Annotated in this window: 8 protein-coding genes; 5 read left to right on the top strand and 3 right to left on the bottom strand. The window is 64.6% G+C overall.

The genetic code is table 11. The features are described 5' to 3' along the window. Nucleotides 1–32: 32 nt before the first annotated feature. Nucleotides 33–1568: a SulP family inorganic anion transporter gene (locus JYG34_RS00300; protein WP_213659027.1), complete on the bottom strand. Its 1536-nt coding sequence runs from the start codon at nt 1566–1568 to the stop codon at nt 33–35. Between the two features lie 189 nt (nt 1569–1757). After that, the gene (locus JYG34_RS00295; protein WP_213659026.1) at nt 1758–2477 is read right to left on the bottom strand and encodes a carbonic anhydrase; all 720 of its coding nucleotides are present in this window, start codon (nt 2475–2477) and stop codon (nt 1758–1760) included. Between the two features lie 437 nt (nt 2478–2914). Here JYG34_RS00295 and JYG34_RS00290 point away from each other — a divergent pair, with 437 nt between their 5' ends. From JYG34_RS00290 to JYG34_RS00275, 4 genes are all read left to right on the top strand, one after another. Next, nucleotides 2915–4336, top strand: a complete 1422-nt coding sequence (locus tag JYG34_RS00290) for a TolC family outer membrane protein (RefSeq protein WP_213659025.1) — start codon at nt 2915–2917, stop codon at nt 4334–4336. Between the two features lie 119 nt (nt 4337–4455). Then, on the top strand, nt 4456–6582 hold the full coding sequence (locus JYG34_RS00285; protein WP_213659024.1) for a type I secretion system permease/ATPase: 2127 nt from the start codon (nt 4456–4458) through the stop codon (nt 6580–6582). A gap of 31 nt (nt 6583–6613) precedes the next feature. Beyond that, nucleotides 6614–8029, top strand: coding sequence for an HlyD family type I secretion periplasmic adaptor subunit (locus JYG34_RS00280; protein ID WP_213659023.1), 1416 nt, complete (start codon nt 6614–6616; stop codon nt 8027–8029). Between the two features lie 186 nt (nt 8030–8215). Then, on the top strand, nt 8216–8740 hold the full coding sequence (locus JYG34_RS00275) for a hypothetical protein (protein ID WP_213659022.1): 525 nt from the start codon (nt 8216–8218) through the stop codon (nt 8738–8740). A 95-nt stretch (nt 8741–8835) separates the two neighbouring features. On the opposite strand, the gene JYG34_RS00270 is transcribed toward JYG34_RS00275, so the two are convergent. Further along, entirely contained in the window at nt 8836–9126 is a 291-nt protein-coding gene (locus JYG34_RS00270) for a hypothetical protein (protein WP_213659021.1), read from the bottom strand. 204 nt (nt 9127–9330) lie between these two features. Between JYG34_RS00270 and JYG34_RS00265 the strand changes: the two genes are divergently transcribed. Beyond that, on the top strand, nt 9331–15909 hold the full coding sequence (locus JYG34_RS00265; protein WP_213659020.1) for a S8 family serine peptidase: 6579 nt from the start codon (nt 9331–9333) through the stop codon (nt 15907–15909). Nucleotides 15910–15943 lie beyond the last annotated feature (34 nt).

Genomic DNA, 15943 nt, shown 5'->3' with positions numbered 1-15943 from the left:
CTGCGCAGCAGCCCCAGGCCCCTCAGATCAGGCTAGGCCCCAACGCCCGCCGTAGTTCGCAGCCGACCCTCGACCCGCCGCTTCAACCGCCGCTGCTCCAACACCAGCCGCGTGCCCTTGGCCGCGCCGCTACGCCCCCAGTCCTCCAGCAGTTCCAGGCAGGAATGGTCGATATAGCTCAGGTTGCCCAACGGCACATGCAGCGTCGTCCCTTCCGGCACGGTCTCCAGCACCTGGGTCAGTGCCGGCACCTTGAGGAACGTCGCCGCCCCGCTCAGGCGCAGTTCCATGTGCCCTGGCGTTTCCAGCGCCACCAGGTTGATCTTCAGCCGCGCCGCCTTGAACGCCAGCTTCAGCAAGGTGAGGGCAAAGCCCAGCAGCACACCGGTCAGCAGGTCGGTGAAGACGATTGCCAGTGCCGTGGCGGCATAGGTGAACATCGGCATCCGTCCATAGCGGCCCAGGCCACGGAACGCCTTGAAGTCCACCAGTTTCACGCCGGTGTACACCAGCACGCCCGCCAGGCTGGCCACCGGGATCTGCTGCAGCACGCTGCTCAACGCGACCACGAAGGCCAGCAACCACACGCCATGCAGAATCGCCGAAGCCCGGGTCTGCGCGCCGGCCTGCACATTGGCCGAGCTGCGCACGATCACCCCGGTCATCGGCAGCGCGCCAAGCACGCCGCAGAGCATGTTGCCGATACCCTGCGCCGACAGTTCACGGTCGAAGTCCGAGCGCTGGCCGCTGTGCATGCGGTCCACCGCGGCCGCGGACAGCAGGGTCTCGGCGCTGGCGATGAATGCGAGGGCGAAAGCTGCCACCAGCAGCGTGGGGTCGGCCAGCTTGAGCAAATCGTCGGGGCGCAGCCAGTCGATGGCTTGAGACAGGTCGGCAGGCACCTGCACGCGATTGACCGGCAGGGCCAGCCACAAGCTGATGGCCGTCATCGTCGCGACCCCGAGCAGGGCGCCAGGAATGAAGCGCAGGCGTTGCGGGCGAAACCGCTCCCAACCCCACATGATGGCGATAGTGCCCAGGCCCAGCACGCCGGCCTGCCAGCCACTGCCCGCGCTTTCCAGCGGTACGGCCGAAGCCAGCGTGGCCGGGAAGCCCAGCAGGTTATCCACACCCGACGGCTGCGGCGCCGTGTCGAACATCACATGTATCTGGGACAGCACGATCAGCACGCCGATGCCAGCAAGCATGCCGTACACCACTGCCGGTGCCGTTACCCGGAACCAGCAACCCAGTCGCAGGCGCCCGGCCAACAATTGCAGCAACCCCGCCAGCAACAGGATCGGCCCGAGCATGGCCATGCCATGCTGGCGTACCAGTTCGAACACCAGCACCGCCAGGCCCGCCGCCGGGCCGCTCACCTGCAACGGCGAGCCCGCCAGGAAGCCCACCACAATGCCGCCGATGATGCCGGTGATCAGTCCTTTGGCCGGGGGCATGCCGGAGGCGATGGCAATACCCATGCACAACGGCAGGGCCACCAGGAATACCACCACCGAGGCCAGCAACTCACGCGGCAATGCCGCTTTGATCTGTGTCTTGTTCACCATGACGCTCCTTTCTCAAGTTCACGGCCATTCCTCTGGCCGCAGGCACGGGGATCCCTGAATCGCGCGCAGGCGCGGGCCGCCAGCGGGCTTGCCGGCAAGGTGTCCAGGGAAATTCAAGGCAGGCGAAGACCGCGCCGCACCCATCGGGTGCAGCCGGCTATCAAGGTCGTTTCAGCGTGTTCGGGTCGCTTAGTAGCGGCCTCTCGGAGTAGCGGAGGGGATCGGCTCGCCTGCGGTCAGTGGCAGGAAGCGGTCACTGGCGGCATCGTAGGCTTCGATCTGGCTGGTTTCGATGTCGTAGATCCAGCCATGGATGTGCAACTGGCCGGCCGCCAGGCGCGAGGCGACCGAAGGGTGGGTGCGCAGGTGGTGCAGCTGGGCGATGACGTTCTCTTTGGTCAGCAGCTGCATGCTTTCATGTTCGCTGCCGCAGGAGCAGTTGTCCTCGATCACGGTGCGCGCGACTTCGGCATGGCGCAACCAGGCGGAAACGGTCGGCATCTTGTCCAGCGAGTGCGGGTTGAGCACTGCGCGCATCGCGCCGCAGTCGGAGTGGCCGCAGACGATGATGTGGTGCACGCCCAGGGCCAGCACGGCGTACTCGATGGCGCTGGAAACACCGCCGTTCATCTGGCCATACGGCGGCACGACGTTACCGACGTTACGGGTGACGAACAGGTCGCCCGGCGAGCTCTGGGTGATCAGTTCGGGGACGATGCGCGAGTCGGCGCAGGTGATGAACATGGCCCGCGGCTTTTGCGCGGTGGCCAGCTTCTTGAACAGCTCCTGCTGCTCGGGGAAGACTTCGGTGTGGAACCGCAGGAAGCCGTCGACGATATGCTTCAGGGCGGCATCGGCGCTTTCGGCGGGTGCGGCCGGGACAACCTTGGATGGGTCCTTGATGGGCATGATTCATCCTCTTGACGGTTTGAAGGTAAGTTCCAGTTTACCGGGGAAAGATTCTGGCTATGCGGGGATTTAGATGACACGCACAGGCAAATGATCACAGTCGCTGTGGACTGGATTCCTACGCTAGCGGAGAAATCTTAACTGAAACTTAATTCCGGAGGCTCTAGAACGGGCGTTCCAGAAGATCTTGGCGGGCTTTCGATAATAGCAAAATTACATCAGGTGCCAAGAGGCATGAGTGAAAATAATGGCGTCGATTAGCCTGGCTGAACATAGCGAGGGCGCTCTTGCGTGACCAGGTCGACGGCCGGCCAATCTGCTTTCAGCCGCTCTACTACGAGTGTTCAGACAAACAACATGTCGCTCTTCCGATTTATTTAAAGCACTTTGCCAGTATAGGATGCGCCCTCTTTTACAAATGCCAGACACGGATCGTCATGCCCCGCAGTACCGCCTTTGCCCGCGCCACCCTACTGACCTGCCTGTTCTGCTCCACCGCACTGCACGCCGACCCCCACCGCGCCGAACTGCTGGATGTCTATCGCCATGCAGTGGAGCAGGACGCTCGCCTGAGCGCCGCTCGCCACGAGTACCAGGCGCTGAGTGAGCGCGTGCCGCAAGCCCGGGCAGGCCTGCTACCCAGCCTCAATGCCGGGGCCACCTTCGAAAGCACCCGCCTGCAGCGTGACGAGCCCGCCCTTACCCGCACCCGCAGTGGCATGGTCTACCAGGCCAACCTCAACCAGCCCTTGCTGCGCCTGGATCGCTGGTACGCACTCAAGGCCGCCGAGGCCGGCACAGCCCAGGCAGGCCTGGAGCTGGCATCGAAGGAACAGGCGCTGATCCTGCAAACCGCCGAAGCCTATTTCGACACCCTGCGCGCACTCGACGCGCTGGCCGCCTCGAAAGCTGAGGAGAAAGCACTCGCACGCCAGCAGGAGCAGGCCCAAGGGCGATTGCACAATGGCGCCTCGAGCATCACCGATGTACTCGATGCGCAGGCCGCCTTCGACAACGCCAGCGCCAACCGCAAGCTGGCGCAACGCAAGGTCGAGGACGCCTTCGAGGCGCTCCAGCGCCTCACGCGCCAGGATTATGCGCAAATCGCCGGCATTGCCCATCAATTGCCGGTCCAGCCGCCGCTGCCCAACGACGCCAGCACCTGGGTCAACCAGGCGGTGCAAGGCAATCTCGCACTGCTGGCCAGCGGCCAGGCAGTCGATGCCGCCGAACAGGCCAACCGCCAGCGCAAGGCCGGGCATGCCCCGACCCTCGATGCCGTGGCGTCCTACCGCAAGGGCGACAACGATCGCTTCGGCTACAGCAATCCCACCGATTTCGGGCGCAACGGCTACCGCGACGACATCGCCCAGGGCACCCTGGGCCTCGAATTGAACATCCCGCTCTATGCCGGCGGGCTGACCAGCTCGCAGGTACGCGAAACGCGCGAGCGCCTGGCCCAGAGCGAGGACGAGCGTGAAGATCGCCGCCGCGAAGTGGTACTGCAAACCCGCAATCTTCACCGCGCGGTCAATGCCGACGTGGAGCAGGTACAGGCACGCCAGCAGAGCATTCGCTCCAGCCAGGCATCGCTCAAGGCCAACCAGGTGGGCCGGGCTATCGGCTCGCGCAACACCGCCGACGTGCTCAACGCCGAACGCCAGCTGTACCGGGCCGTGCGCGAGTACAACGACGCCCGCTACGACTACATCATCGATTCGCTCAAGCTCAAGCAGGCTGCCGGCAGCCTGGCCCCCCAGGACCTGCTCGACCTGTCGCACTACCTGAGCCGCGACTACGACCCGGACCGTGACTTCCTGCCACCCGAGGCCAGGGCCCGGCAGCCCGCCGCCAGTTAAACAATCGAGTGAAATACTAATCATTAGATGATGGCAAAATGATTACAAATTCTTACCAAGTACGCTAACCTACTGAAATAGGTAGCTTTACCAGGCCGCCCGGCCTGCATGGACGCGTTATGAGTGAACACCCAACAGACACCCCGGACACCGGGCTGATCTGCCTGCTGATGCTGGCCCGTTTCCACAACGTGGCGGCTTCCGGCGAACAACTGGCCCACGAATTCACCGATGGCCAGCAAGCCTTCGCCACCCCTCAACTGCTGCTGGCTTCGCGCAAGCTCGGCCTCAAGGCCAAGCGCGTCGACACCCATGCGCAACGCCTGGCACAGACACCACTGCCGGCAATCGCCGCGGACCGAGACGGCGGCTTCTTCATCATCGCCCGCATGGACCAAGGCAAGGTGCTGATCCAGGATCCGCGTGCCGAACGGCCCCAGGTCATCGACCTGGCCGCCCTGGAGCAACGCTGGAACGGCGAGCTGCTGCTGGTTCGCAGCGAAGCCTCGGTAGCCGGCGAAACCTCGCGCTTCGACTTCACCTGGTTCATCCCGGCCATCGTCAAGCACCGCAAGCTGCTCGGCGAGGTGACCCTGGTGTCCTTCGTGCTGCAGATCTTCGCCCTGCTGACACCGTTGTTCTTCCAGGTGGTGATGGACAAGGTCCTGGTGCACCACGGCCTGACCACCCTGGACGTGATCGCCATCGGCCTGCTGGGCATCATGCTGTTCGAAACCGCCCTGAGCGGCCTGCGCAGCTTCGTCTTCGCCCACACCGCCAGCCGCATCGACGTCGAACTGGGCTCACGCCTGTTCCACCACCTGATCCACCTGCCGCTGGCCTACTTCCAGGCGCGCCGGGTCGGTGACTCGGTGGCGCGGGTGCGCGAGCTGGAGAACATCCGCAACTTCCTCACCGGCAACGCCATCACCCTGGTGATGGACGTGCTGTTCTCGGTGGTGTTCATCGCCGTGATGTTCTACTACAGCGGCTGGCTGACCTTGGTGGTGGTGGCGTCGCTGCCGCTCTACGCGCTGGTTTCGCTGCTGATCACACCGGTGCTGCGCCAGCGCCTGCAGGACAGCTTCAACCGTGGCGCCGAAAACCAGGCGTTCCTGGTCGAGACGGTCAACGGCATCGACACCCTCAAGTCGATGGCCGTCGAGCCGCAAGTCCTGCGGCGCTGGGACAACCAGCTGGCGGCCTATGTCGCCGCGGGCTTCAAGACCCAGACCCTGTCCACCCTGGCCAACGAAAGCGTCGGCCTGATCGGCAAGCTGGTGACCGTCGCCACCCTCTGGCTCGGCGCGCGCCTGGTAATCGACGGCCAGCTCACGGTCGGCGAGCTGATCGCCTTCAACATGCTGGCCGGGCGCGTGGCCCAGCCGATCATGCGCCTGGCCCAGCTGTGGACCAGCTTCCAGCAGACCGGCGTGTCGGTGCAGCGCCTGGGCGATATCCTCAACACCCGCACCGAGCTGTCATCCTCGGCCCGCAGCGCACTGCCGCCGTTGCAAGGTGGCATCGAGTTCGACCAAGTGCATTTCCGCTACCGTGCCGATGGCTCGGAGATCCTGCGCGGGGTCAGCCTGCGCATCGCGCCGGGCGAAGTGATCGGCGTGGTCGGCCGCTCCGGCTCCGGCAAGAGCACCCTGACCCGCCTGCTGCAGCGGCTGTATGTGCCCGAACGCGGCCGGGTGCTGGTCGACGGCATGGACCTGGCCCTGGCCGATGCGTCCTCGCTGCGCCGGCAGATCGGCGTGGTGCAGCAGGACAACCTGCTGTTCAACCGCAGCATCCGCGAGAACATCGCCCTCAGTGACCCCGGCACCCCGCTGGAAACCGTCATGCAGGCGGCGCGCCTGGCCGGTGCCCACGACTTCATCCTCGAACTCGCCGAAGGCTACGACACGATGGTGGGCGAGCACGGCGCCTCGCTCTCGGGCGGGCAACGCCAGCGCATCGCCATTGCCCGGGCGCTGATCGGCGACCCACGCATCCTGATCTTCGACGAAGCCACCAGCGCGCTGGACTACGAGTCCGAACGCATCATCCAGCAGAACATGCGTTCGATCTGCCAGGGGCGCACGGTGATCATCATCGCCCACCGCCTGTCCGCCGTGCGCGATGCCAACCGCATCGTCGTGGTGGACCGCGGCCAGATCGTCGAACAAGGCAGCCACGCCGAACTGCTCGCGCACCAGGCCGGGCACTACGCCAGGCTGCACCGCCTGCAACAGGGCTGATCCTCTCACCACCCCATACCAAGGAGAGGCCATGTCCGCCTATTCCAGCCTCTGGCAGCGCTACCGCGAGGCCTGGCAGCACGCCTGGCGTCAACGCAAGGCGCTCGATGCGCCTGCGCGTGCCGCCCACGAAATCGAATTCCTGCCCGCCGCCCTGGCCTTGCAAGAGCGCCCACCGCATCCGGCGCCGCGGGTGTTCGTCTGGAGCATCATGAGCTTTGCCGCCCTGGCCCTGCTGTGGGCCTGCCTCGGTCATATCGACGTGGTCGCGGTGGCCACGGGCAAGGTGGTGCCGAGCGGGCGCACCAAGCTGGTCCAGCCCAGTGAGACAGCAGTGGTCAAGGCCATCCACGTCAGCGATGGCCAGCGCGTGAAGGCCGGCGAGTTGCTGCTCGAACTCGACCCGACCACCGCCGACGCCGATGTGCGTCGCAGCGAAAGCGAACTGTTGGCCGCGCGCATCGACGTGGCGCGCAGCAGCGCGATGCTCCAGGCCATCGCCAGCGGCCAGCCACCGCAGGGGCTGCAAGGCGACATCGAGCATGCCGATGCGCTGCAGGTGCAGGATGCCGAACGCTGGTTGCAGGGGCAGTACCAGGAATACCGCAACAACCTCGACCAGGTCGATGCCGAGATCCAGCAGCGCGGCGCCGAAATCCAGGCCGCCCAGGTGCAGGTGGCGAGCCTGCGCAAGACCCTGCCGATCGCCACACAGCTGGCCCGGGACTACCAGAGCCTGCTGGAGCAGCAGTACGTGGCCCGCCACGAATACCTCGACAAGGAACAGGCCCGCCTCGACCTGGAGCGCCAACTGCAGGTGCAGCAAGCCAGCGTGCTGCAGTCGACCGCCGCGCAGTCAGAGGCCCGCCGCCGCCGCGAAGGCGTGGTGGCCCAGGCCCGGCGCAGCCTGCTCGACCTGCAGCAGACCGCCGGGCAGAAAGTTGCCAGCCTGCGCCAGGAGCTGGCCAAGGCGCGCTACCAGGAAGCCCGCACACAACTGCTGGCCCCGGTCGACGGCACTGTCCAGCAACTGGCGGTGCACACCGTCGGCGGCGTGGTAACCCCTGCCCAGGCACTGATGGTCATCGTGCCCGGCGATCAGCCGGTGGAGGTCGAGGCACTGCTGGAGAACAAGGACGTCGGCTTCGTCCAGGTCGGGCAGGCCGTGACGGTCAAGGTCGAGACCTTCACCTACACCCGCTACGGCACGGTACAGGGCGAAGTGCTGAGCGTGTCGCGCGACGCCATCGAGGACGAACGCCGCGGGCTGGTGTACAGCAGCCGCATCCGCCTGGCCAGCGACCACCTGCAGGTCAACGGCCAGGCCGTGGCGCTGACACCGGGCATGGCGGTGAGCGCCGAGATCAAGACCGATCAGCGGACGGTGATCGATTACTTCCTGAGCCCGTTGCAACAGCATGCGCAAGAGAGTTTGCGGGAACGGTAATGGTCGAACACGAGGAACAAAGTGAGCGAAGCCTGTCTCAGCCACGCTGTCGAATTTCTTGTTTCGACTTATCGGTGCACTTGCACACTGGAAAACGGATACAGCGTTTCACGCCAAATCACTAACTTAGAGCTTAGAACTGGCCAATATCATTTTGAGCAGCACGTTTTATAAAGAGGGCGCGCCATGACGCTTTTTCATAGGTTGATACCCGCCTTAGCAATAGCGTGGGTGAATAGCTGTCTTTCTTGCACACTGCACGACTCTAGAAACGATTTTACCTACCACCTCAACTTGCCAGATGACCAATGCCGCACGATTTCGTATATCAGCGGGCTCATAATTCCTATCCAGCTGAGCTATCCACAGGGGCAGGCGGTGGGTTCTGGATGGAAAGGGGAAATTATTGATGTGCGGCTCTACTACGTGACCGAGCGGTACGATTTCAATGCACAGATTGACAGTAACAGTTATCGCAGAAGCGATAAAAATTACGATGTATACAACATCGCCAACGAAGATAACTACGTCTTCAACGGCAGTGACAATTCAAGGGTAATTGTTCGAAAGCGGGGCTATACGTGGCTAGCGCATCGAATGCAGAACGGCGTATTGATTATGTATCAGTACGATGAAAGATTTTCCAATTTCAAGGAAATCGATGAGTTCGTCCGAGTTTTCGTAGAACGCATCCTCATACATAAGGACTGAGCATGAGCGTAATCAATCTTTCCGAGAGCCAGTTGGCTGAAGTACAACGCCTAAGAGATACGGGTAAGTTTCCCGCCATGTACCTCTACCTGAAGTCAATTGTCGATCAGGAGAAGGCAGCGACGAGTGATTTGCAACTTAAAGAAGATTTTACGATCGCCGCCAACTGGCTGAAAACCGCGAGCCAGATAAATTCTAATGATGGCTCCATGTTCAATGAGATGGTGCGTGGTTCCATGGCCTTTGCTGCCGCGACCAACGGCCGGCCACTGACAGATGCCGACTTCCAAAAAGCATCCGATCAATTGGCAATTGATGTAGCCACACACATTATCAAAAAGCGCGGATTCCCCGAGGTCAACGAGATCATTCAGGCTGACGTCCAATCGGCAGTTCACAACCTGAAACTCAAAGACTGGAACTGGGCCGGTACCATAGCTGACCTACTCCCCATTAAAGCATTCGGCCTAGGTCGCGACTTCGTGCAAATTCCAGGCGACGGCGCGGAGTATGCGAAAAACATCACCATTGCCGTCATGCAGAATGCCGCAGGGCTCAGTCGGTATCTGTCCAGTTTCACGGAGCTGGACATGCTTCCCACCTGGAAGTACGCCCGAGAGCTGGAGCGCTACGCCGCCGATAATCGCTATAAAGTCTTCCAATGGTTCGGCGTCGGTGAGGACACCCCCACCCAACCCGCCACCAACCAATCGATCCAGATCCAGATCGACGCCTCGCCCAAGCCACAGCAACACATCCAGGGCGAAGACCAGGCACGCCAGGACGTGAGCAACGGCTATGTGCAGAACGCCGCGACCCACAACGTGTTCGCCCTCGGCGGCATTCTCAACAAGACCGACTTCGCCTCCACGCAAATGGCCAGCCTGACCTCCGGCGGCATCCGCCCTGGCGAAATGCAACTGGACCCGAACGCCCGCCCCAACAGCCACCTGTCGAAGTTCTACCTCGACCAGCCCAGCACCAGCAGCTTCGATTTCAGCCTGCGCAACGCGGTGACCCTCAACGGCCTGTCGGCCATGACCACCCGCAACACCTACGTCGACCCACTGCTGCTCGACCTGGGTGGCGAAGGCGTGCGCATGACCGACTTGAGCGACGCGGTACTGTTCGACACCGACCACAGCGGCACGCTCAAGCGCAGCGCCTGGGCTGACCGCAAGACCGGCATGCTGGTGATCGACGACGGCAGCGGCCAGGTCAAGGACGTCAGCCAGATGTTCTCCGAGTACTACAAGGGTAAGGCCGGCGTGAACGGCGCGGCTGGCGAGGCCCGCTTCAAAGACGGCTTTGCCGCGCTGGCCAGCGAGGATGGCAACGGCGATGGCATCATCGATGCCCGCGACCCGATCTGGAACCAGCTGCGTGTGTGGGTGGATGCCAGCCATGACGCCCGTGTCGACGGCGGTGAGCTGAAGACCCTGGCCGAACTGGGCATCACCCAGATCAACGTGCGCGCCTCTGGCACGCCGGGCGAGACCCGCGATGGCAGCCGTGTGCTGGCCCGGGGTTCGTTCACGATCGGCGGCGCCAGCCGGGAAGCGTTGGCCGTGGACTTCCTGGGCGACCCGGTAAGCAGCACCACCACCCGCCAGGGCGATGGCATCCGCGTGGTCTCCAGCAGCGACGGCGCCACCACCATCGCCTACAGCAGCACCAGCAACCAGGGCGAACAGCTGGACGCCACGACCCTTGGGGTGAACAACCTGTATGGCGGCAGCGGCAATGACCAACTCACTGCGGCGGCCGGCGGCAGCTGGCTGGTCGGTGGTGCTGGCAGCAATACCTACATCGGCGGTGCCGGCGACGACGTCTTCGTCATCAGCGCCAGCGACAACCCACAGAACATCCACGGCAACGGTGGCCGCGACACGGCGCTGATCGTCGGTGACCAGGGCGTGGAGCTGAACATGGCCAAGGCCGGGCTGACCATTGCCCAGGGTGGTCGCGGCGACGATGTGATCCGCAGCGGCGGTGGCGCCGGCGTGTTCATCAAGGGCGGGGAGGGCAATGCCACCCTGATCGGCGGCGCCGGCAACGATGTACTGGTCGGCGGTAGCGGCCATAACACGCTCATCGGCGGCAGTGGCAAGGCGGTGATCTATGCAGGGCCCAACGGCGACCTGATCTACGCGTCCGCAGGCGGCAGCATCATCCACGCCGGTGGCGGCAACGATGTCATCCACGGCGGTGCGGCTGACGATGTGATCGAGGTCGGTCACGGCAACGCACAGATCGACGGCGGCGGCGGCACCAACCTGGTCACCCTGCACGGCAAGTACGGTGAGTACCGCATCACCCATACCAGCAACGGCTACCAGGTAGCCGACAACGTGACCGGTCGCGACGGTACCGTGCAACTGCGCAATATCCAGAAGCTCAACTTCGCCGATATCTCCGCCGTCGACCTGTCCAACCCCAATGCCATGCCGGTGGCCGACGTGCTGCGCCTGGACAAGGACGGCCTGCGTTTCGACCGCCAGCGCACGCACCTGATCGCCGCCTCCAGCCTGCTGGCCAACGATCTGCTGCTCGACAGCAAGGGCGGCCTGCGCATCGACAACGTCGGCGATGCCACCGGCGGCTCGGTCAGCCTCACCGCCCAAGGTGACGTGCTGTTCACCCCGCTGGCCGGCTACACCGGCATGATGGGCTTCAAGTACGGCATCATCGATGCCCAGGGCAACAAGTCGGCCTCGGTGGTCGACCTGGGCAGCGGCCAGACCGCGCCGATGCGCGCCAGCGTGACCCTGCTCGATGCCGGCATGCCAAACGACCCGCTGGCCGCCCAGCAGTGGTACCTGAGCGACACCAACGTGCTGCCGGTGTGGCACGACTACACCGGCAAGGGCGTGCGCATCGCCATGTTCGAGCCCGGTGGCGAGTTCGCCACGGCGCCGGAAATCTTCGACATCCAGCACCCGGACCTGGCCGCCAACGTCGACCAGGCCTGGCTCAAGACCCAGCGCGACAAGGGCGTGCTGCCGGAGCTGGCCTCCAACCACGCGACCATGGTCGCCGGGGTGATGGTGGCCGGGCGCAACGACCAGGGCGGCGTGGGCGTGGCCTATGACGCCAAGCTCAGTGGCTTCTACCTGGCCAACAAGGGCGACGACCTGACCGGCCTGGGCAACATGGTCAACTACGACGTCGCCAACCACAGCTGGGGCTTCCAGAACGACTTCGCCATCAGCAACCTGCAGAACGGCGCCATCGACACCGCCAGCGCCCTGGCGGCCAACGCCCGCTATGCCGCGCACAACGGTCGCGGCGGCCTTGGCACGGTGATCGTCACCGCAGGCGGCAACCAGCGCGCCCACGGCGGCAGCGCCCAAGGCTCGCTGACCAACAACAACCGCTTCTCGATCGAAGTGGGCGCGATCAACGCCCAGGGCGACCTGTCGACCCTGCAGATCGGCTCGACGCCGTTCTCCAACCCCGGCGCCAGCCTGCTGGTCTCGGCCCCGGGCAGCAACGTGCTGTCCACCAGCCGCCTGGTGGAGACCGAGCGCGGCTCGACCTTCGGCAACGACTACACCAGCATGCAAGGCACCAGCTTCGCCGCGCCGATCGTCTCCGGCGTGGCCGCACTGATGCTCGAAGCCAACCCCAACCTGGGCTACCGCGACGTGCAGCAGATCCTTGCGCTGTCGGCCCGCCGGGTCAACGACAGTGCCACCCGCTGGGACGACAACGGTGCGCGCAACTGGAACGGCGGCGGCATGCACACCAGCCACGACTACGGTTTTGGCGAAGTGGACGCCCGCGCCGCGGTGCGCCTGGCCGAAAGCTGGATGACCCGCAGCACCGGCGCCGACGAAAGCGTGTTCAGCGCCAGCAGCGGTGCCCTGGGCAAGACCCTGAGCGGTGGTGGCAGCCTGAGCACCTCGCTGCAGATGGATGCCGGGCTGAACGTGGAGCACGTGGAGATCGACCTGGACGCCAGCGTCGGTCGCCTTGGCGACCTCACGGTCACCCTGGTATCGCCCGATGGCACCCGCAGCATCCTGCTCGACCGCACCGGCAAGGTGCCGCAGGGGATGTCCGGCGCCAGCGACGCCGACATGGGCAGCACACGCTCCGGCGCCTTCAAGTACAGCTTCATGAGTACTCGCGACTGGGGCGAACGCTCGGCCGGCACCTGGACCCTCGAGGTCAAGGACGCCAGCAACGGCCAGCCGGTGACCCTCAACAACTGGGCCCTGCGCCTGTATGGCAGCAAGGCTGGCGCGGACGACAGCTACTTCTACACCGACGAGTACCTCAAGGCGGTGCAGGGCCAGGCCAGCCGTGGCGTGCTGGATGACGCCGGCAACGGCATCGCGGGCGGGCGCAACACCCTCAACGCCGCAGCGGTCAGCGGCGATGTCCAGGTCAACCTGGCCACCGGCGTCGCCAGCATCGGCGGCGCGGCGCTGACCTTGCGCAACCCGAACGGTGTGCACAACCTCATCAGCGGTGACGGCAACGACACCCTGGTGGCCGGCAACGCCGATGCCCTGCTCGACGGTGGCCGAGGCAACAACAGCCTGACCGGCGGCAGCGGCAAGGACTTCTTCGTGGTCCATCGCCGCGAGGGCGGCCAGGACACCGTGCACCGCTTCGAGGCAGCGAAAGGGGAGGTCATCGACCTGGTCGGCTTCACCGGCAAGACCTTCGCCGACCTGGCCCTGCAGCAGCAGGGCGCGGATGTCCGCGTCGACCTGGGCAACGGCCAGCACATCCTGCTGAGCGGGCAGTCGCTGGGCAACATCAGTGCGGCGAACTTCCAGTTCCAGGACCGCTTCGTCGCCCCGGCCAACTATGTCGACAGCAGCCGGCCCAACGCGGACACCGGCACCGGCGCCGGTACCGTGGTGCTCAACGGCGGTGGCCAGGGCGTAAGCTTCAGCAGCGGCGCCGACGGCCAACTGGTCGCCGCGCTGGCCGGCAAGGTGTACAGCCACGACAGCGCCACCTCGGACCGCTTCGTCATCAGCCACCAGCTCAATGCCAGTGACTACCACAATGCCTTGCGCGGCTTCCGCCATGGCATCGACAAGATCGACCTGAGCCAGGTCGGCGTCACCCGTTTCGAAGAGCTGAGCATCGTCCAGAAGAACCGCGGCACCATCAATGGCCTGTCGCAGATCCATGGCGTGGAACTGAGCACCAACGTGCTGCGTGGCGCGGCTCAGCCGGTCAACCTGGCCTACCTGGACGCCATCGAAGTGGCCCAGCTCGATGCCGGCGACTTCATCTTCGCCAGCGCCCACCTGCCGGTGGAGACCGGCCAGCCCGCGCTGCCGCCGACCCGCCTGCCGGGGATCGACCTGTCGCTGCCGGACCGGGTCAAGCCTATCGAGATCCCCGACCGGCTCACGCCGATCATCGAGCGGCCTGATATCAAGATTCCCGATACCCGGGTTCCGGACTTCAGCATTCCGGACCACCGGATCCCGGATCTGAACGACCTGCTCAATCGCGGCACGGACGACTGGCGCAAGCGCTTCGATGACCACCCGAGCGTACCGACCCGGCCGGTCGAGATCCCTGACATTCGGCCAACGCCCATCGAAACCCCGGAGGTCAGAATCCCTGACCGACCTGCGGTCGACCTGCGCCCAAGCACCGATATCGACGCGATCTTCGAAGAAGCGAGGCGCCGGCGCGAGCAGATCATGGCGGAAAGCGACCGCCGCATGGAGGAATTGCGCAAGCGCCTCGATGACCATCCGAGCGTTCCGACCCGGCCTGTCGAGATCCCCGACATCAAGCCGACGGTCATCGACCACCGCGACCTCGAAGTCAAGGTGCCGGACATCAGTGCCAGCGACTACCTCAAGCGCCCCACGTCCTCCGACTCCACCCCGGCGCCGAAGCCGCAAGCCAGCGCCTCACCGGCCCAGGCCTATCAGCTGATCGCCGCCGGCCAGGCTTGGAGTGCTGGCGCCTTGAGCGGGCTGTTCGGCAAAGAGCTGAAAGACCAGGCACCGGTTTACCAGGTCAGCCTGGCCGACGGCTCGCCGCTGCCTGCCTGGATGAGCTTCGATCCCGCCCAGGCTTCGTTGACGGGGATACCGTTGGCCGGCCTCGGCGCGACCTACGACATCAAGGTCGATGCCGGCAGCGAAGCCAGCGCCGTGCTGCACCTGATGGTCCAGCCGACGCTGCTGACCGTGCCGACATTCGACAGCGTGACCCTGACCGACGACCAGTACGCGGTGAACCTGAGCAACTCGTTCACCCAGGTGACCGCCAACGGCGGGCGTCACCTGGTGCTGGTTGGTAACGGCACCACGGCCACCTTGCTCGGCAAGGAAGACCAGCAGGTCTTCGCCGCAGGCTCCAGGGCCGAGGTGACCTTGGGCGACGGCAACAACACGGTCAAGGGCGGCGTCGACAAGCTGGTGGCCGGCCATGGCGACAACCTCGTCGAAACCACGGCCTCGTTCTCCAACCTCACGCTGGGCAATGGCCAGAACACCATCAAGGGCAAGATCGACAAGCTGGTGGCCGGCAATGGCGACAACCACATCGAAAGTTCGGGCTCATCCGCCAAGATCACCCTGGGCAACGGCCACAACACCGTCAAAGGCGAGGTCGGCAATCTGCAGGTTGGCGATGGCAACAACCAGATCGAAAGTTCGGGTTCGTTCGCCGAGATCACACTGGGTAACGGCCGCAACAGCGTCAAAGGTGCGGTGCGCAAACTGGTGGTCGGCGATGGCGACAACCACATCGTGTCATCCTCCTCGTTTGCCGACATCACCTTGGGCAAGGGCCACAACGACCTGGTCGTCACAGGCAGCATGAGCAACGTGAAGGTCGGCGAGGGCCGTACCGAAGTCGCGTTCAAAGGCAACATGAGCACCCTGACCTTCGGCAAGCCCGTGCTGCCCGAACAGCTGTGGTTCCAGCACCAGGGCGATGACCTGCTGATCAGCCATATCGGCAGTGAACAGCAGGTCACCCTGGATGACTGGTACGCCAGCTCGCCTGCCCGGGCCGGCAACATTGTTGCCGGTAACGGCCAGCGCCTGTCGGACCGCGATGTCGAGCAACTGGTCCAGGCCATGGCGGCGTTCGCGCCGCCCGGCGCGGCAGCCACCAGCTTTGACGCGGCGCAGGCGCAAGCCTTGCAGCCGGTGCTCGCTGCCAACTGGCGCTAACGCTTGATGCCTGGAGGCTTGCAAGCCTCCAGGT

It is taken from the genome of Pseudomonas entomophila (assembly GCF_018417595.1).
GTDB classification, from domain to species: Bacteria; Pseudomonadota; Gammaproteobacteria; order Pseudomonadales; family Pseudomonadaceae; genus Aquipseudomonas; species Aquipseudomonas entomophila_C.
This window is presented reverse-complemented; position numbering and strand designations above follow the sequence as displayed.